This window comes from Cryobacterium mannosilyticum (genome assembly GCF_004402705.1).
Classification (GTDB): Bacteria; Actinomycetota; Actinomycetes; order Actinomycetales; family Microbacteriaceae; genus Cryobacterium; species Cryobacterium mannosilyticum.
This window is the reverse complement of sequence record NZ_SOFM01000019.1, coordinates 1-16,973: the sequence shown is the minus strand read 5'-3', so window position 1 is coordinate 16,973 and position 16,973 is coordinate 1. Positions and strand designations below refer to the sequence as shown.

General features: G+C 70.6%; 17 protein-coding genes. 4 read left to right on the top strand and 13 right to left on the bottom strand.

All coding sequences use genetic code 11. The features are described from left to right. Positions 1-24 precede the first annotated feature (24 nt). The 11 genes from fdxA to E3O32_RS07080 all read right to left on the bottom strand — a co-directional run bounded on the left by fdxA (position 25) and on the right by E3O32_RS07080 (position 11,589). Positions 25-354 carry a ferredoxin gene (gene fdxA, locus E3O32_RS07130; RefSeq protein WP_134508065.1) on the bottom strand — a complete coding sequence of 110 codons (330 nt, stop codon included), beginning with the start codon at positions 352-354 and terminating at the stop codon, positions 25-27. Next, positions 351-1,757 carry an FAD-dependent oxidoreductase gene (locus tag E3O32_RS07125; RefSeq protein WP_134508063.1) on the bottom strand — a complete coding sequence of 469 codons (1,407 nt, stop codon included), beginning with the start codon at positions 1,755-1,757 and terminating at the stop codon, positions 351-353. Before E3O32_RS07125 ends, fdxA begins: the two co-directional genes overlap by 4 nt. Further along, a complete protein-coding gene (gene cobA / locus E3O32_RS07120) occupies positions 1,754-3,043 on the bottom strand; it encodes a uroporphyrinogen-III C-methyltransferase (RefSeq protein WP_134508061.1) in 1,290 nt (429 codons plus the stop codon). The genes E3O32_RS07125 and cobA overlap by 4 nt, the downstream gene beginning before the upstream one ends. Then, entirely contained in the window at positions 3,040-3,987 is a 948-nt protein-coding gene (locus E3O32_RS07115) for an ABC transporter permease (protein WP_134508059.1), read from the bottom strand. The genes cobA and E3O32_RS07115 overlap by 4 nt, the downstream gene beginning before the upstream one ends. After that, positions 3,977-4,798, bottom strand: a complete 822-nt coding sequence (locus E3O32_RS07110) for an ABC transporter ATP-binding protein (RefSeq protein WP_134508057.1) — start codon at positions 4,796-4,798, stop codon at positions 3,977-3,979. The genes E3O32_RS07115 and E3O32_RS07110 overlap by 11 nt, the downstream gene beginning before the upstream one ends. 3 nt (positions 4,799-4,801) lie before the next feature. Further along, entirely contained in the window at positions 4,802-5,878 is a 1,077-nt protein-coding gene (locus tag E3O32_RS07105) for an ABC transporter substrate-binding protein (protein WP_134508055.1), read from the bottom strand. Next, the gene (locus E3O32_RS07100; protein WP_134508053.1) at positions 5,875-7,272 is read right to left on the bottom strand and encodes a sulfate adenylyltransferase subunit 1; all 1,398 of its coding nucleotides are present in this window, start codon (positions 7,270-7,272) and stop codon (positions 5,875-5,877) included. The genes E3O32_RS07105 and E3O32_RS07100 overlap by 4 nt, the downstream gene beginning before the upstream one ends. After that, positions 7,272-8,225: a sulfate adenylyltransferase subunit CysD gene (gene cysD, locus E3O32_RS07095; RefSeq protein ID WP_134508051.1), complete on the bottom strand. Its 954-nt coding sequence runs from the start codon at positions 8,223-8,225 to the stop codon at positions 7,272-7,274. Before cysD ends, E3O32_RS07100 begins: the two co-directional genes overlap by 1 nt. Continuing rightward, the gene (locus E3O32_RS07090) at positions 8,207-8,965 is read right to left on the bottom strand and encodes a phosphoadenylyl-sulfate reductase (RefSeq protein WP_134508049.1); all 759 of its coding nucleotides are present in this window, start codon (positions 8,963-8,965) and stop codon (positions 8,207-8,209) included. The genes cysD and E3O32_RS07090 overlap by 19 nt, the downstream gene beginning before the upstream one ends. Next, positions 8,962-10,671: a nitrite/sulfite reductase gene (locus E3O32_RS07085; RefSeq protein ID WP_420898098.1), complete on the bottom strand. Its 1,710-nt coding sequence runs from the start codon at positions 10,669-10,671 to the stop codon at positions 8,962-8,964. Before E3O32_RS07085 ends, E3O32_RS07090 begins: the two co-directional genes overlap by 4 nt. A gap of 207 nt (positions 10,672-10,878) precedes the next feature. After that, the gene (locus tag E3O32_RS07080) at positions 10,879-11,589 is read right to left on the bottom strand and encodes a sirohydrochlorin chelatase (RefSeq protein ID WP_134508047.1); all 711 of its coding nucleotides are present in this window, start codon (positions 11,587-11,589) and stop codon (positions 10,879-10,881) included. A 198-nt stretch (positions 11,590-11,787) separates the two neighbouring features. Here E3O32_RS07080 and ftsY point away from each other — a divergent pair, with 198 nt between their 5' ends. Next, on the top strand, positions 11,788-12,663 hold the full coding sequence (ftsY, locus tag E3O32_RS07075) for a signal recognition particle-docking protein FtsY (RefSeq protein WP_134508045.1): 876 nt from the start codon (positions 11,788-11,790) through the stop codon (positions 12,661-12,663). Between the two features lie 7 nt (positions 12,664-12,670). After that, the gene (locus E3O32_RS07070) at positions 12,671-13,174 is read left to right on the top strand and encodes a DUF2004 domain-containing protein (RefSeq protein ID WP_134508043.1); all 504 of its coding nucleotides are present in this window, start codon (positions 12,671-12,673) and stop codon (positions 13,172-13,174) included. A 42-nt stretch (positions 13,175-13,216) separates the two neighbouring features. Here the strand turns inward: E3O32_RS07070 and E3O32_RS07065 are convergent, their stop codons facing one another. Beyond that, positions 13,217-13,528, bottom strand: coding sequence for a putative quinol monooxygenase (locus E3O32_RS07065; RefSeq protein WP_134508041.1), 312 nt, complete (start codon positions 13,526-13,528; stop codon positions 13,217-13,219). A gap of 78 nt (positions 13,529-13,606) precedes the next feature. Between E3O32_RS07065 and ffh the strand changes: the two genes are divergently transcribed. Both ffh and E3O32_RS07055 read left to right on the top strand, forming a co-directional pair. Beyond that, positions 13,607-15,187, top strand: coding sequence for a signal recognition particle protein (gene ffh / locus E3O32_RS07060; protein ID WP_134508039.1), 1,581 nt, complete (start codon positions 13,607-13,609; stop codon positions 15,185-15,187). Positions 15,188-15,237: 50 nt separating this feature from the next. After that, positions 15,238-16,029, top strand: coding sequence for an LLM class F420-dependent oxidoreductase (locus tag E3O32_RS07055; RefSeq protein WP_134508037.1), 792 nt, complete (start codon positions 15,238-15,240; stop codon positions 16,027-16,029). Here E3O32_RS07055 and E3O32_RS07050 read toward each other — a convergent pair. Continuing rightward, the gene (locus E3O32_RS07050) at positions 16,026-16,607 is read right to left on the bottom strand and encodes an NUDIX domain-containing protein (RefSeq protein WP_134508035.1); all 582 of its coding nucleotides are present in this window, start codon (positions 16,605-16,607) and stop codon (positions 16,026-16,028) included. The two genes, E3O32_RS07055 and E3O32_RS07050, sit on opposite strands and share 4 nt — an antisense overlap. Positions 16,608-16,973: the final 366 nt, after the last annotated feature.

Sequence of the window (16,973 nt, the reverse complement as noted above, 5' to 3'; positions counted from 1 at the left end):
TAGCGCCGGTGCGGGTCCCTGTCGCTAGGCGTCGGCCGCGCCCTGAGGCGGCAGTGCCGCGATGATCGGGTGGTCGAACGAGAGCACGCCGGTCTTCGCGGCGCCGCCGGGAGAACCGAGGTCGACGAAGAAGTCCACGTTGGCGGTGTAGTACTCGGCCCATTGTTCGGGCACGTCGTCTTCGTAGTAGATCGCCTCGACCGGGCAGACCGGTTCGCAGGCGCCGCAGTCGACGCATTCATCAGGGTGGATGTAGAGCGAACGGTCGCCCTCGTAGATGCAGTCGACGGGGCATTCGTCCACGCAGGCGCGGTCCTTCACGTCCACGCACGGCAGCGCAATGACGTAGGTCACGACACCACCAGGCTTTCGGAGCGGGCGATGCCGACCTGTTCGTCGCGCGGCACGACCTTGACGCGCTCGCGCGTCACCGTGGACAGGTCGGCCTGGCCGAGCGAGCGCTCGTGCGCGTCGAGGGCGAGCCAGCCGGACCAGGTCGTGAAACGGATGCCCCGCTCGTCGAGCAGGGCGAGGATCGCGTCCTCCGCCGGCCGGCCGGGCTGCACCGTCAGGTCATGGTCCTCGAGCAGCTTCGTCACGGTCTCGAGTGCGTCGCTCTTCGTGTGACCGATCAGGCCCACCGGTCCGCGCTTGATCCAGCCGGTCGCGTAGAGGCCGGGCAGCGGGGTTCCCTGACCGTCGACCACCCGACCGCCGTCATTGGGGATGACGCCCCTGGCCTCGTCGAACGGCACCTGCGCCAGGGCGCTGCCCCGGTAGCCGACCGCGCGGTAGACGGCCTGCAGCGGGTAGTCGATGATCTCCCCGGTGCCGCGGACGCCGCCGTCCGCGGTGGGTTGGGTGCGTTCGAAGCGCATGCCCTCGACCCGGCCGGCGCCGTAGACCTCGACCGGGCTGTGCAGGAAGTGCAGGTGAAGCCGGCGCGGAGCCCCGGTCGGTTCCCGGCTCAGCCAGCCGTTCAGGGTGCGGGTCATCACCTTGACCTGGTTGTTCGACGCGGCGAGCCGCTGCTCGGAGTGCTCGTCCCGCGGGAAGTCTTCCTGATAGACCAGCACGTCGACGTTCGGGATGTCGCCGAGTTCGCGCAGTTCGATCGGGGTGAACTTCACCTGGGCCGGTCCGCGGCGGCCGAACACGTGCACATCGGTCACCGGCGAGCCGGCGAGCCCGGCGTGCACGGTGGCGGGGATGTCGGTCGGGAGCAGGTCGACCGGGTGCTTGGCCAGCATCCGCGCCACATCGAGGGCGACGTTGCCGTTGCCGATCACGGCGATGTCGGTCGCGTCGAGCGGCCAGTCGCGCGGGGCATCCGGATGCCCGTCGAACCAGGAGACGAAGTCGGCGGCCCCGTAGGAGCCGGGCAGGTCGATGCCGGGAATGCCGAGCACGGCATCCCGGATCGCCCCGGTCGCGAAGATGACGGCGTGGTAGTGGGCGCGGAGGTCGGCCAGGTCGAGGTCGGTGCCGTAGGCCACGTTGCCGATGAACCTAATGGTGCCGGCGTCCAGCATCTCGTGCAGCGAGTTGACGATGCCCTTGATCCGGGGGTGGTCGGGCGCCACCCCGTATCGGATCAGGCCGTAGGGGGCGGGGAGTGAGTCGAACAGGTCGATTCCGACCTCGCCGCCGGCGTCCTGCACGGCCCGGGTGAGGATGTTGCCGGCGTAGATGCCGGCCGGGCCGGCGCCGATGATGGCGACGCGAAGGGGCTGGGGCGCCGTGGGGGTCCGGGTCATGAGTGGGCCTTTCGGGGTGCGGTGGTGACGAGTTGTCTTCTGGGGGTGTGCGCGTGCGGGCTCAGGGTGACGACGTCACCGACCACGACGACGGCCGGGGAGGCCACGCCGCGGCTCTCGGCCAGGGCGGCGATCGTGGCGAGGGTGCCGATGGTGACCCGCTGGCCGGGGCCGTAACCGTCCTCGATGATGGCGACGGGGCAGCCCTCGCCGCGGGTGCCGGTGGCGAGCACCGCGGCGGAGCCGGACAGGGCGCTGATGCCCATCAGCAGGATCACGGTGTGGTCCCGTCCGCCGGGGAGCGCGCGGAGCTGTTCGTGCCCGGTGACGACCGTGAAGCCGGCCGCGACACCGCGGTGGGTGACCGGGATGCCTGCCGCCGCCGGGACGGAGATGGCGCTGGTCACGCCGGGCACGACCTCCACGGTGACGCCGTGGCTGCGGCAGTAGGCGGCCTCCTCGCCGCCGCGGCCGAGAACATAGGGATCACCGCCCTTGAGACGCACGACCCGGCGCCCGGCGCGGGCGTGCTCGACGAGCAGCGCGTTGATCTCGTCCTGGGGGACCGGGTGGTGGCCGGGGAGCTTGCCGACGTCGATCACGAGCACCTCGGGGTCGAGCTCGCCGAGGAGGGAGCGCGGGCCGAGACGGTCGGCGATCACGACGTCGGCCTCGGCGAGGAGTCTCCGGCCGAGCACGGTGATCAGGCCGGGGTCGCCGGGGCCGCCGCCGACCAGGTGAACGGCGCCGGCGCCCGCGGGGCGGCGGTGGTGGCGGAGCGGCAGCTCGCCGGCGTCGAGGGAGGTCGCGATCGCATCCCGCAGCGCCATGGCCCGGCGCGGGTCGCCGCCGGTCGACACCGTGACCGTGACGTCGTCCCGCCGGGTGACGGCGGGGACCCACGCGTCGGAGGCCGTGTGATCGCCCGCGTTCACGCACCAGATCCGCGCGGCCTCGGCATCGGCGGCAACCTGGGTGTCGACCTCGGTCACGCCGGTCGCCGTGTGGGCGAGCCAGGCCCCGGCCAGGTCGCCGGTGCGATAGCCGCGGTTCCGCCAGGTGACGACGCCGGTGGCCAGGAGGGCGCGGAGGTCCGGACAGGCCTCCGGGGCGACGACGGTGACGAGCGCGCCGACGGCGACGAGGCCCGACGCGCGCCGGGCGGCGACGGCACCGCCGCCGACGACGAGCACGGTGCGGCCGGAGAGCCTGAGGCCGAGCGGGTAGAGCGCCACCGGGCGAGGGGCGACAGGGCCAGCGGCGACCGGGTTCGCGGAGTGCGTCATCGGGGGCCTCCGGCGGTCAGGCCGCGGCGGCGCAGGAGGCTGCGCTCCGCCGGGGCGAATGCGATCAGTTCGACCAGGATGCCGACGAACAGGATGACGAGGATGGTGGCGAGAACCCCGGGCAGGTCGGCCAGGTCCCGGCTCTGCTGCAGCATCGAGCCGAGTCCGAAGCCGATCGACCCGCCCATCGCGATGATCTCCGCCGCCATCAGGGAGCGCCAGGAGAACGCCCAGCCCTGCTTGAGTCCGGCCAGGTACCCGGGCAGGGCGGCGGGCAGGATGACCAGGGTCGCGAGCTGGAGGCGGGAGGCACCGAGCACCGTGCCCACCCGGCGCAGCTGCGGCGGAACCTGGTCGATCCCGGCGACAAGTCCGTTCGCGATCGAGGGGACCGCGCCCATCAGCACCACGAAGTAGACGGTCGCGTCCGTGAGCCCGAACCAGATGATCGCGGCAGGCACCCAGGCCACCGAGGGCAGCACCTGCAGCCCGGAGAGCAGCGGGCCGAGCGCGCGGCGGAGCAGCCGCCACTCGGCGAGCAGCAGCCCGAGCGGGGTGCCGATGGCGACGGCGATCAGGAAGCCGGCGCCCCCGCGGGCGAGGCTCGTGAGCACCGCCTGCTGCAGGCGCCCGTTCGACCAGAGTTCACCGATCGAGGCCGCGACGTTGAACGGCCCCGGCACGAGGTCGGGGCGCGGCTGCGCGATCACGACGTAGAACTGCCAGGCGACGACCAGCGCCGCGAGCAGCAGCACCGGCGGCAGCACGCCGTCGACGATGCGCCGCCAGGGGCCACGCTCGGCGAGCGGAACCGTCTGCAGCGCGTCAAGGCCCGCCTCGAGGGTGCGGAAGTCGTCGTTCGAGGTGGCGCGGGCGGACGCGGGGAGCGCCGGGACGGCCGTGCTCTGGTCGGTGCTCGTGTCAGTGCGTGTGTCAGTGGGCATTGCGGCGGATCTCCTGTCTCAGCTGCTCGGTGATCTCGATCGACAGGCGGGATACCTCCGGGGATTCGATCCGGCGCGGCCCGGTGTCGGCCAGGCGCCACTCGTTGGCGATCCGCCCCGGACGGGACGACATCAGCAGCACCCGCTGGCCGAGCCGGGCGGCCTCGCGCACGTTGTGGGTGACGAAGACGATCGTGCGGCCGGTCTCCCGCCAGATCCGCTCGAGTTCCTCGTGCAGCAGGTCCCGGGTGATCGCGTCGAGCGCGGCGAACGGTTCGTCCATCAGGAGCACCTTGCGGTCCTGGGCGAGCGAGCGGGCGAGGGCGACTCGTTGGCGCATGCCGCCGGAGAGCTCGTGCGGGCGCTTGTGCGCGGCATCCGCGAGGTTGACGAGGTCGAGCAGTTCGAGCGCCTGGCCAGGGCGCTCGGCCCTGGGCACTCCGCGGAGTTTGAGGGCGAGTTCGACGTTGCGGCCGGCGGTCAGCCAGGGGAACAGGGCCGACTCCTGGAACATCACCGCGGCACTGCCGCTGGTGACGGTGACGGTGCCGCTGGTCGGATGCTCGAGACCCGCGATGATATTGAGGAGGGTCGACTTTCCGCAGCCGGACGCGCCGAGCAGGCAGACGAACTCGCCGGGCTCGATCGACAGGGTGATGTCGTCGAGCACGACCGGGCCGTCGGTGCCGAATCGCTTGGTGAGGCCGTCGACGCGAATGGCGGGGGCAGCGACCTGCCGCTGGGTGGCCACCGTGGTGGCAGTGCCGGTGGCCGCATCGACCGTGACCGGTGCCGTCCTGGTGTCGATCATGGCTTACTCCGTTCCGAGTCCCGCGGCGCCGACCGGCGCGACGCCGGCCTTCGCGCGCACGGCGTTCAGGGCCGTCAGGTCGAAGAGACCGTCCAGTTTGCCCGGCTTCGCGGTGCCGACCGTGACGCCGGCCCCCAGCAGCACCGGGAAGGTCGCCGCGAGCGGGTCGGTCGTGAAGGTCACATGGGCGAGCGCCCGGGTGATCACGGCGTCGGAGAGGCCCTTGCCGGTGTCTTCGGTCAGCTTCTTGTTGATCACGGCGGCGGCGTCGCCCGGGTGCGCGGTGAGCCAGTCGACGGATGCCGTGTGCCCGGCGACGAGGGCCCGCACGGTCTCCGGGTGCGCGGCCAGATACTCGCTCCGCACGAGCAGCACCGTGGTGGGGAAGGCCCCGTCGGGCCAGAGGGATGCCTCGTCGACGAGCACGCTGGCGCCGGCGTCGAGCACGAGCCGGGACACCCAGGGTTCGGGCAGCCAGGCCCCGTCGATCTTGCCGCTCTGGAACAGGGCCAGGGTCTGGGCGTTGTCGGTGGGCGCGATGTGCACCTGGCCGCCGCCCGCGGTGTCGGTGTCGTAGCCCTGCTCGCCGAGCCACGCGCGGAGGGCGACGTCCTGGGTGTTGCCGAGCTGGGGGGTGGCGATGGTGGTGCCGGCCAGGTCGGCGGGCCCGTCGATGCCGGCGCGCACGACCAGGGCGGCGCCGCCGCTGGCGGCCCCGGCGACGATCGTGACGGACTGCCCGGCGCTCTTGACGAAGCTGTTCACGGCGGGATTCGGGCCGATGTAGGCGGCGTCGATGGCTCCGGCGCTGAGGGCCTCGATGGTGGCCGGCCCGGCGCTGAAGATCTGGGTGCGGAGCTTCGTTCCGCCGAGGCTGTCGGCGAGGAGTCCCTTCTCCAGCCCGACGAGCGCGGGGGCGTGCGTGACGTTGTCGAAGTAGCCGAGGCGGAGTTCCTCTGCCGGTCCGGCCGGCGCCGCCGCGCTGCCCTGCGCCGAGCATCCGCCGAGCAGCACGGGAACGAGGGCGATCGCGGCCAGGGCCAGACCGGTGCGCGAGGCGAGACCGGTGCGCCGGGTCATGCCGGTACCCCGGCGGCCACGGCGATGCCGGCGGCCGTGACGATGCCGGCGGCGAGGGTCGCGCCGTCCTGCGGATGGATGACGAGGAATGCGCCTGAACGGCGACTGGAGGCGAAGGTCTCGACCGGCAGCGCCGCGGCGAGCCGCACGGTGACGTGGCCGATGTCGTTGATGTCGAGGCTCGCGGCGGTCTCCTGCTCCAGCGTGTCCAGGTTGAGCCGGCCGGTGACGGCGGTGACGATGGCCTGCACCGTGTTGGCGCCGAATTTCACGAGGGCGCGGTCGCCGGGGGTGAGCGGCCGGGGGTCGAGCCAGAACAGGGCCGCCGTCAGCTCCTTCGTGGGGTCGGGGAGCGTGCCGGCGGCGCCGATCACCGCACCGCGGGCGATGTCGAGGTCGTCCCTGAGCCGGAGCGCGATCGACTGCGGTGCGAAGGCCTCGGTGAGTTCGGTGCCGGCGAAGTCGATCCCGGTGACGACGGTGCCGGCCCCGCCGGGCAGCACGGTGACGGCGTCGCCGACCCGCACGGTGCCGGAGGTGACCTGCCCGGCGTAGGCGCGGTAGTCGCGGAAGGCGGGCGCGTCGGCTGCCGGGACGGCGACGGCGCCCTGGGGGCGCAGCACGAGCTGCACCGGCAGGCGGAAGGCCTCGAGGGCGCTCTCGACCTCGTCGACGACCGGCAGGGTCTCGAGCAGTTCGAGCAGGCTGGGCCCGGTGTACCAGGGGGTGCGCGGGGAGGCGTCGACGACGTTGTCGCCGGCCAGGGCCGAGACGGGGATGACGTGCACCGCGCCGAGGCCGAGTTCCCCGGTGACCGTACGCACGGCATCCGCGATCTCGGTGTACGCGGCCTCGTCGTAGCCGAGCAGGTCGATCTTGTTGACGGCGACGATGATGTGCGGCACCCGGAGCAGGCGCACCACGGAGAGGTGGCGGCGGGTCTGTTCGAGCACGCCCTTGCGGGCGTCGATGAGCATGATGACGGCGTCGGCCGTGGTGGCCCCGGTGACCATGTTGCGGGTGTACTGCACGTGCCCGGGGCAGTCGGCGAGGATGAAGGAGCGCCGGTTGGTGGCGAAGTAGCGGTAGGCGACGTCGATGGTGATGCCCTGTTCGCGCTCGGCGCGCAGGCCGTCGGTGAGTAGGGCGAAGTCGATGCCGCCCGCGGCGCCGCCGAAGCCGCGCTCGGTGGAGGTGCGGGTGACGGCGTCGAGCTGGTCGGCGAGCACGGCCTTCGAGTCGTGCAGGAGCCGGCCGACGAGGGTCGACTTGCCGTCGTCGACCGAGCCGGCGGTGGCGAAGCGGAACAGGGTGCCGCCGGCCAGGGTTTCGGCCGCGGAGAGGTCTGCCTGTGCCGGGCTCGGTGCCTGGCTGTCGATGAGTGCCTGGGTCATTAGAAGTACCCGTCCTTTTTTCGGTCTTCCATTGCTGCTTCGGAGATCCGGTCGTCGGCGCGGGTCGCGCCACGTTCGGTGATCGTGCTGAGGGCGACCTCGCGCACGACGGCGTCGACGGATGCGGCATCCGACTCGACCGCGCCGGTGCAGCTCATGTCGCCGACGGTGCGGTAGCGCACCGTGCGGTTCTCGACGGTTTCGGTCGCCCGGGGCATGCTGACCGGGCCGACCGAGCGCCACATCCCGTCGCGGCGGTACACCTCGCGGTCGTGCGCGTAGTAGAGCGGGGGCAGCGCGATCTGCTCGCGTTCGATGTAACGCCAGACGTTCAGCTCGGTCCAGTTGCTGATCGGGAACGCCCGCACGTGCTGGCCGACCGTGTGGCGGCCGTTGTAGAGGTTCCACAGTTCGGGCCGCTGGTTGCGCGGGTCCCACTGGCCGAATTCGTCGCGGAGGGAGAGGATACGTTCCTTCGCCCGGGCCTTGTCCTCGTCGCGGCGGGCCCCGCCGAAGACGGCGTCGTGCCGCCCGGCGGCGATCGCGTCGAGCAGCGGCAGGGTCTGCAGCGGGTTCCTGGTGCCATCGGCACGCTCGTGCAGCCGGCCGTCGTCGATGTAGTCCTGCACCCTGGCGACCTCGAGCCGCAGGCCGAGGCGCTCCACGGTCGCGTCACGGAAGGCGATGACCTCGGGGAAGTTGTGCCCGGTGTCGACGTGCAGGAGAGGGAAGGGCACCCGGCCCGGCCAGAACGCCTTCGCAGCGAGGTGGAGCACCACGACGGAGTCCTTGCCGCCGGAGAACAACAGCACGGGGCGTTCGAACTCGGCCACCACCTCGCGGATGATATGGATGGCCTCGCTCTCCAGCACGTCGAGCTGGGACAGGCGGTGGCTGCCGGTGGCGCGGATCGGCGACGCGGTGTCGGTGGCGTTCACAGGTGGAGTCCGCATTCTGTCTTCGCCAGGCTGGCCCAGCGTCCGGATCGGGGATCGTCGCCCGGGGCGACGGGTTTCGTGCACGGCGCGCAGCCGATGGAGGGATAGCCCTGGGCCATCAACGGATTGACCGGGACCTGGTGCGCCGCCGCGTAGTCGAGGATGTCCTCGAAGCTCCACGCGGCGAGCGGGTTCACCTTGACCAGGCCGTTGCGCTCGTCCCAGGTGACCAGTGGCGTGTTCGCCCGGGTGGGCGCCTCGTCCCGGCGCACGCCGGTGAACCACAGTTCGTAGCCGCCCAAGGCGCGGTGCAGCGGCTCGACCTTGCGCATGGCGCAGCACAGGTTGGGGTCGCGGTTGAAGAGCTCCGCCCCGTGCAGCCCGTCCTGTTCGGCCACCGAGTGTTCGGGCAGCACGTCGACGACCCGCACGGGCAGCAGCCGGGCCACGTCGGCCCGGGTCTCGTGGGTCTCACTGAAGTGGTAGCCGGTGTCAAGGAAGAGCACGTCGACGTCGGGCAGTTGCGCGGAGACGACGTGGGGGAGAACCGCGTCGGCCATCGAGCAGGCGACCGCGACGGCGTCCACCGCGAAGTTCGCGGCGACCCAGGAGACGACCTGCTCGAAGCCGGCCTCGCCCAGTTCGGCGGCGCCGCTCTCGGCGAGGGCGCGCAACTCGTCCGCGGAGCGGAGCGTGCCCGCCCGGCCGGTGCTGTGGATACCGGTGCTGTAGATGCCGGTGCTGTCGACGCTCATTGCAGTGCCTCCTCGCCGGCGCGATGCGCCCAGTGGGCGAAGGTCTCGTCGGCGTTCTTGTCGGCGATGAACCGCAGCACGATCCGTTCGACATAGTCGGCCAGGTCGTCCGCGGTGACCTTCAGGCCGCGCACGGTGCGGCCGAGGCCCGCCTCGTCCCGTCCGACCGAGGCCAGACCGCCGCCGAGATGCACCTGGAACCCGGGGACCTGTCCGCCATCGGCGTCCGGCAGGAGCTGCCCCTTGAGGCCGATGTCGGCGGTCTGGATGCGGGCGCAGGAGTTCGGGCATCCGTTGACGTGCAGGCTGATCGGCTGGGGCACGTCGATCCCGGCCAGGCGTTTCTCCAGTTCGAGCACCGCGTCGGTGGCGGCCTGCTTGGTCTCCACGATCGCGAGCTTGCAGTACTCGATGCCGGTGCAGGCGATCGTCGACCGCCGGAACAGGCTGGGGCGTGCGGCGAGGCCGATCTCGTCGAGCGCGACGATGAGCGCCTCGACGTTCTCCTCAGGGATGTCGAGCAGGACCAGCTTCTGGTGCGGGGTCGTGCGCAGCCGGGTCGATCCGTTCGCCTCGAGCAGGGCGGCGAGGCTGAGCAGGGTGGGGCCGGAGACCCGGCCGACGAACGGGGTGACGCCGATGTAGTAGCGGCCGTCGGTCTGCTTGTGCACGCCGACGTGGTCGCCGGCGCGGGTGGGCGGCGGTGCCGCGGGGCCGTCGGGGAGCGGCGACTCGAGGAACTCGTCCTCGAGGATCTGCCGGAACTTCTCCGGGCCCCAATCGGCGAGCAGGAACTTGAGACGGGCCTTGTTGCGCAGGCGCCGGTAGCCGTAGTCGCGGAAGAGGCTCGCGACGCCGTGCCAGACCTCGGCGACGCGGTCGGGGACGATGAAGACGCCAAGGCGTTCGGCGAGGCGCGGGGCGGTGGAGAGGCCGCCGCCGACCCACAGGTCGAATCCGACTCCGTGCTCGGGGTGGTCGACCGCGACGTAGGAGATGTCGTTGATCTCGTGCACGACGTCCTGGCTGGGGCTCCCCGTGATGGCCGTCTTGAACTTGCGCGGCAGGTTCGCGAGGCTCTCGTCGCCGATGTAGCGCGCGGTGATGTCGGTGATGAGACCGCTCGGGTCGATGAGTTCGTCGGCGGCGATGCCGGCGACGGGGGAGCCGAGGATGACGCGGGGCACGTCGCCGCAGGCTTCCGTCGTCTGCAGCCCGACCGCTTCGAGGCGGGTCCAGATTTCCGGCACGTCCTCGATGCGGATCCAGTGCAGCTGGATGTTCTGCCGGTCGGTGAGGTCGGCGGAGTCGCGGCCGAATTCGGTGGAGATCTCGCCGATGACGCGCAGTTGGCTGGTGGTGAGCTGGCCGCCGTCGATGCGCACCCGGAGCATGAAGTACTTGTCCTCGAGCTCGTGCGGTTCGAGGGTGGCGGTCTTTCCGCCGTCGATGCCCGGCTTGCGCTGGGTGTAGAGGCCCCACCAGCGCATCCGGCCGTGCAGGTCGGTGCCCTCGATCGAGTCGAAGCCCTGTTTCGAGTAGACCTTCTCGACTCGTTCGCGGACGCTGAGGCCGCCGTCTTCCTGCTTCCAGACCTCGTTGCCGTTCAGGGGCGCGGTGCCATCGACCTTCCACTGTCCGTTCGGACGCGACGCCTGGCGCTTCGGGCGGGCCGGCGGCGCCGTCTCGGTCTGACTCGGTGACACGATGGTTCCTCCTCCTTGAACGCGACTACGGCGACAACGGATGCCGGACCGCGTGGGAGAAAACGTACCGAGAACGGGGGGTCGGTGTCTCCCCGGCGCGTAACGGCCTGTCACGCGCCGTAGCGCGGCGTCACAGTGGGGCTCGGCGGGCCGGGTCGGCTATGGTGCGCCGGGAACGGATGTCGCGCTCGGGCGTCGCGGAGGCGGCTATCGCGCGGCGGAATACCGGTCGATGACGACCTCGACGAGGGGCGCCGGGGCCGGCTCGTCCGGCACCAGGAGCGGGCGGGTCACGACATCCGCGCCGGCCTTCTCGACCAGCCCCTGGAAGTAACCGGGGGCGAGCAGGTAGCTGCTGGCGACGACCCGCCGGCCCGGCCGGTTGATCCTGACCCTCGTCACCGCGCAGGCCAGCCGGGGTGTGGCGGCGGAGAGGAAGCCGAGGGTCACCTCGCGCCCGGCGGCATCCGCCAGGCGCTCGGCCACGACCCGGCAGGCAGCCACGGCCCGCGCATCGCTCGAGCCGGCGACGGCCAGCACGACCGCGTCGTCCGGTCGGAGACCGGCCTCCGCGAGTCGTTGTCGGAGCACCGCGATGATGCGGTCGTCGGGCCCGAGCGCGCCGGCGAGCAGCACTGAGCGCCCGGTCTCGGCCCGCACGGCCTCGGTCAGGTCGACGTGCACGTGGTAGCCCGCCGACAGGAGCAGCGGCACGATGACGGCGGGAAGCCCCACCGGGAGGGCGGCCAGGGTCGCCGGGGTATCGGGCTGTTGCACGTCGACGAAGCCGGAGACGACCGTCAGGTCGGGCCGGGCGGCGGCCACGGCGCGCATCAGGCCGGCGACCGCAGCCTGGCCGTGTGCCGACGAGGTGCCGTGGGCGATCCCGACGAGCGCTGGGGGAGTCTGAGTGCTCACTCGACCATTCTGCCGGGTCGCACCGGCTGTGTTACCGCGGATGTCGGCCTTCACCGCCGGCTGATCGGGTAGCCGGTGCGCCGGGCGAGGCTCGAGCCCCTGCGGCCGGGCGTCGTGGTGTACGTCGACATGAGTGCAGTGTCGTGCCGGACCGCCCGTTCGGCTAGGTCCGAAGGTCCCGAGCCATAGGCTAGAGGCATGGCAGAACGCACCTCCTGGTCCCTCTCCGGCGCTCTGCGCGGCATGTTCACGAAGAAGACGATCGACGACGACACCTGGGACGACCTCGAGGATGCGCTTATCCAGGCCGACTTCGGGCCGGCCGTGACCGACGCGATCGTCGCCGAGCTTCGGGCGAAGGTGGCGAAGTACCACACGACGGACCCGGTGGACCTGCAACGGATGCTCCGCGAGGGCATCGAGGAACGCCTCGCCCGGCACAACCCGACCCTCACCCTCAGCGCCCGACCCGCGGTCGTGCTCGTCGTCGGCGTCAACGGCGTCGGCAAGACGACGACGATCGGCAAGTTCGCGAAGTTCCTCCGCGGTTACGACCGCAGTGTGCTGATCGGGGCGGCGGACACCTTCCGGGCCGCCGCCGTCGAGCAACTCGCCACCTGGGCCGAACGGGCCGGGGCGGACATCGTGCGGCCGCAGGCGCACGGCCAGGATCCGGCATCCGTCGCCTTCCAGACCGTGCAGAAGGCCATGAACGAGGGCATCGAGATCGTGCTCATCGACACCGCCGGCCGGTTGCAGACCAAGGGCGGCCTGATGGATGAGCTCACCAAGATCCGCCGGGTGATCGAGAAGCAGACCCCGATCGCCGAGGTCCTCCTCGTGCTCGACGCGACCACGGGCCAGAACGGGCTCGCCCAGGCCGAGGCGTTCATCGAACACGCCGGGGTGACCGGCCTCGTGCTCACCAAGCTGGACGGCTCCGCGAAGGGCGGGTTCGTGCTCGCCGTGCAGGAGAAGACCGGCATCCCCATCAAACTCGTCGGCCAGGGTGAGGGGATCAACGACCTCACCGGTTTCACGCCGCACGTCTTCGCGCAACAACTCGTCGGATAGGACGTACATGACCATCGAACACGATTTCTTCGGAATCCTCGGCAGCGACGACGCGGGCGAGGTGTACTGGTCGGACACGGCCGAACTGGGCGACCAGGACGTGCAGATCGACCTGAGCTCGCCCGACGAGGACTCCGTGTCGATCGAGGCCCTCGACATCGCAGCGGCCATGGTCAACGCGCTCGAGGAACTGGATTCCCAGGCCCGCGAGTCGCTCGTGGCCGACCTCAGTGCGGAGCGCTCAGTGACGAGCGCCTACATCACGACCGAACTCGAGGAGATGGACCCGGAGGCCCTCGAAGATGCCCTCATCTGGGACTCCGGCGACAAACAGATCGACTTCCTCCGCTCGATCCAGCTGCAGCGGGTGGGCTTCCACCCGCACCATTTCCGCAGCGAGGAGCACTTCGCGGTGCTCGAGTACTCGATCAGTCCCGACGAGACCGACGCCCTGCTCGTGGTGACGATCGACGTGCACGGAGACCCCGTGGTCATCGCCGTCGAGCAGTAACGGGCGCCGGGGCCGGCCGGGACTTCTACTGGGCCGGGAGTTCTACTGGATTGTGCCCTTGGCCGGATCGCCGAAGGGCATGTTGGCGAGCACATGCACCTCGGCCGGACCGGCGACGGCGTCGCCGGTGAGCGCGTTCAGTTCGGCGATGGCCGCACCGGCGGCGTGGGCGGCCAGGTCTTCGGCCGTGGACCAGCGCTCGACCATGAAGACCCGGTCGCCGTCGGTGTGCGCCGCGTAGAGCTCGCAGCCCGGTTCGGCGTGCGCCTTGGGGGCGACAACGGCCAGCGCGTCGAGGATCTCCTGGTTGCGGCCGGGCTTCGGGGTGAGTGTTGCAATGACGACTACGGACAAGACGGCTCCAGACCTGAGAATGCGCCAACGGCGCACCCGCTCACGATAGACCTCCGGACCGGTTAAAGTAGAAGCACAATGGCTACTTTTGGAAACCTCTCAGATCGCCTGGCCGAGACGTTCAAGAATCTCCGCACCAAGGGCAAGCTCAGTGCGGCGGATGTCGACGGCACCGTCCGCGAGATCCGTCGCGCCCTCCTCGACGCCGACGTCGCCCTCGACGTCGTCAAGGACTTCACCGGCAAGGTGCGCGAGCGCGCCCTCGGCGACGAGGTCAGCAAGGCGCTGAACCCGGCGCAGCAGGTGGTCCGGATCGTCAACGAGGAGCTCGTCGAGATCCTCGGCGGCCAGCAGCGCCGGCTCGAATTCGCCAAGAAGCCGCCGACCATCATCATGCTCGCCGGCCTCCAGGGCGCGGGAAAGACGACCCTCGCGGGCAAGCTGGCGAAGTGGCTCGCCAAGGACGGTCACACCCCCGTGCTCGTCGCAGCCGACCTCCAGCGCCCCAACGCGGTCACCCAGCTCCAGGTCGTCGGGCAGCAGGCCGGCGTTGCCGTCTTCGCCCCCGAACCGGGCAACGGTGTCGGCAACCCGGTGCAGGTGGCCCGCGACGGCGTCAAGTTCGCCCAGCAGAAGATGCACGACGTGGTCATCGTGGACACCGCCGGCCGTCTCGGCGTCGACGCCGACATGATGAAGCAGGCCTCGGATATTCGCGCGGCCATCGGACCCGATGAGGTCCTCTTCGTGATCGACGCGATGATCGGCCAGGACGCCGTCGCGACTGCCAGGGCGTTCCAGGACGGCGTCGACTTCACCGGTGTGGTGCTGACCAAGCTCGACGGCGACGCGCGCGGTGGCGCCGCACTGTCGGTGGCGTCGATCACCGGCCGTCCGATCATGTTCGCGTCGACGGGCGAAGGCCTGGACGACTTCGAGCCGTTCCACCCCGACCGCATGGCCAGCCGCATCCTCGACCTCGGTGACATCCTCACCCTGATCGAACAGGCCCAGGGGGCCTTCGACGAGGACGAAGCGCGCAAGATGGCGGAGAAGTTCTCCACCGACACGTTCACGCTCGACGACTTCCTCGGCCAGATGCAGCAGCTGCGCAACATGGGTTCGATCAAGAAGATGATGAGCATGCTGCCGGGCGCGGGTGCCATGAAGCAACAGCTCGAGAACTTCGACGAGCGTGAGATCGTGCGCACCGAGGCCATCATCCAGTCGATGACCAAGGCCGAACGCACCACCCCGAAACTCCTCAACGGCTCCCGGCGGCTGCGCATCGCCCGGGGTGCCGGCTCCACCGTGACCGAGGTCAACCAGCTCGTGCAGCGCTTCGAGCAGGCAGCGAAGATGATGAAAACGGTCGCCAAGGGCGGCATGCCCAACATCCCGGGCATGGGCCCGATGGCGGGCGCCGGACTCGGCGGCAACCGCGGCAAGCAGCAGCCCAAGAAGAAGGGCTCGAAGTCGGGCAACCCGGCCAAGCGGGCGGCGGAGAACGCCGCGCTGGCCTCCGGCGAGAAGCCGGCCGGAGCCGTCGCGGCCGGTGGAACAGGCTTCGGCCTGGGCGGCAGCAAGCCCGCCGCGGGCAAGGCCGGCGGCCCGACCGAAGACGAGATGGCAGCACTCCAGAAGATGCTCGGACGGTAGCGGCCGAGCCGGCCCGCTCAGAGGTGCGAACGCCGGTTTAGGATGAGCGCATGACTTCCGGAGCCTCCCGCCCGGTGCGCGTCGGCGCGCAATTGGCGCCGCAGCACGCCGAGTACGCCACGATCCGGGACGCGGTCACCCAGGTCGAGGCCATGGGCACCGACGTCGCCTTCAACTGGGACCACTTCTTCCCGTTGTCGGGTGACCGGAACGGCCTGCATTTCGAATCCTGGACGATCCTGGCGGCCTGGGCCGAGCAGACCTCCACCATTGAACTCGGCGCCCTGGTCAACTGCAACAGCTACCGCAATCCCGACCTGCAGGCCGACATGGCCCGCACCATCGACCACATCAGCGGGGGCCGGTTCATCTTCGGCACCGGCTCGGGCTGGTTCGAACGCGACTACGACGAGTACGGCTACGACTTCGGCACCGTCGGCACGCGGCTGGACTCGCTGGCCGAGAACCTGCCGCGGATCGAGGCGCGGTGGGCCAGGCTCAACCCGCCGCCCACCCGGAAGATCCCCGTGCTCATCGGAGGCGGCGGCGAGAAGAAGACGCTCCGCATCGTCGCCCAGCACGCCGACATCTGGCATTCGTTCTCGAGCCCGGAGGTGCTCGAGCACAAGCTCGGTGTTCTGGCCGGCTGGTGCGACACGGTCGGCCGGGACCCGGCCGAGATCGAGATCTCGACCGAGCTCCGCGGCCGGAGCGTGGAAGAGGCGGACCAGCTCTACAACCTCGGCGCTCGCCTGTTCACCCTGGGGCTGTCGGGCCCGCACTACAAGCTCGACCGGCTGACCGACTGGCTCGCCTGGCGCGACGACAAGAACCGGGTCTAGACATTTCGTCGGTGCTCCAACTCTCGGAGCACAACGGCCAGGCGGTCACCGAAGCCCGACGGGACGTTGTCTGGAAGGGCGTCCGTCGGCCACCAGGCGACCTCCTCGCTTTCCGAGCTGGTCACGGGAATCGCCTCCGCAGGGGCGATGGCCGCAAAGCCGACGTCCCAGTGGGTGGTGCAGTGCCCGAATCGGGAACTCAGAGCGTGCCGGTGCACGTCGATCGGCGCGTCGCCCAGGGAACGCAGCTCGGCGATGCCGCCCTCCTCGCGAGCCTCGCGCAGTGCGGCAGCGGCCACGGACAAGTCTGCGGATTCGATATGGCCGCCCAGCTGAACCCAGAACTGGCCCTTCCGGTGAAAGCAGAGCAACACTTGACGCAGGTCCGGCGTGAAAACGAAGCAGCTCGCGGTCAGGTGCTCCGCACCGCCGTCCCGGTCAAGTGCGCCGCCGCCGCCGGCACGCACAAACGAGGCGTACTCGGTGCGAAGCAGTGTCTGGGCGGGATCGGCCGGCAGCCACTCGGTCAAGGACGTCTGAATGGCTGTTGCTGCGGCGAGCTGAAGGAGCGAGTGCATCTTCGAAGGCTAGACGAGCCGGTGGCGTCGACCCGACCCCCCGGTGATCGAGCTTGTCGAGATCCCCGGCCTCAGAACGGTGGGTCGTCGGGGAGGTCCGACGCTGCGGCTGTCGGTGGTCCGACTGGTGGCGGGCCGGCTTTCGGTGGCCCGGTGGGGAGGACGGTCGGCAGTATCGTGGCGGGTTCGGTGATGAACTCCCGCCCGGTCGGTGACGTCCAGGTGAGGATGCCGCCCGGTTGCTGGGCCACGGTCCACCGGGTCTGAGTTTTCAACGCGTGGTTGGGTCTGCATTATTCCGATGTCCGGATTATGCCGATGTTGAGGGTGGGTCCCTTGTGGCTGTTGGCATCGGAGTGGATGTTG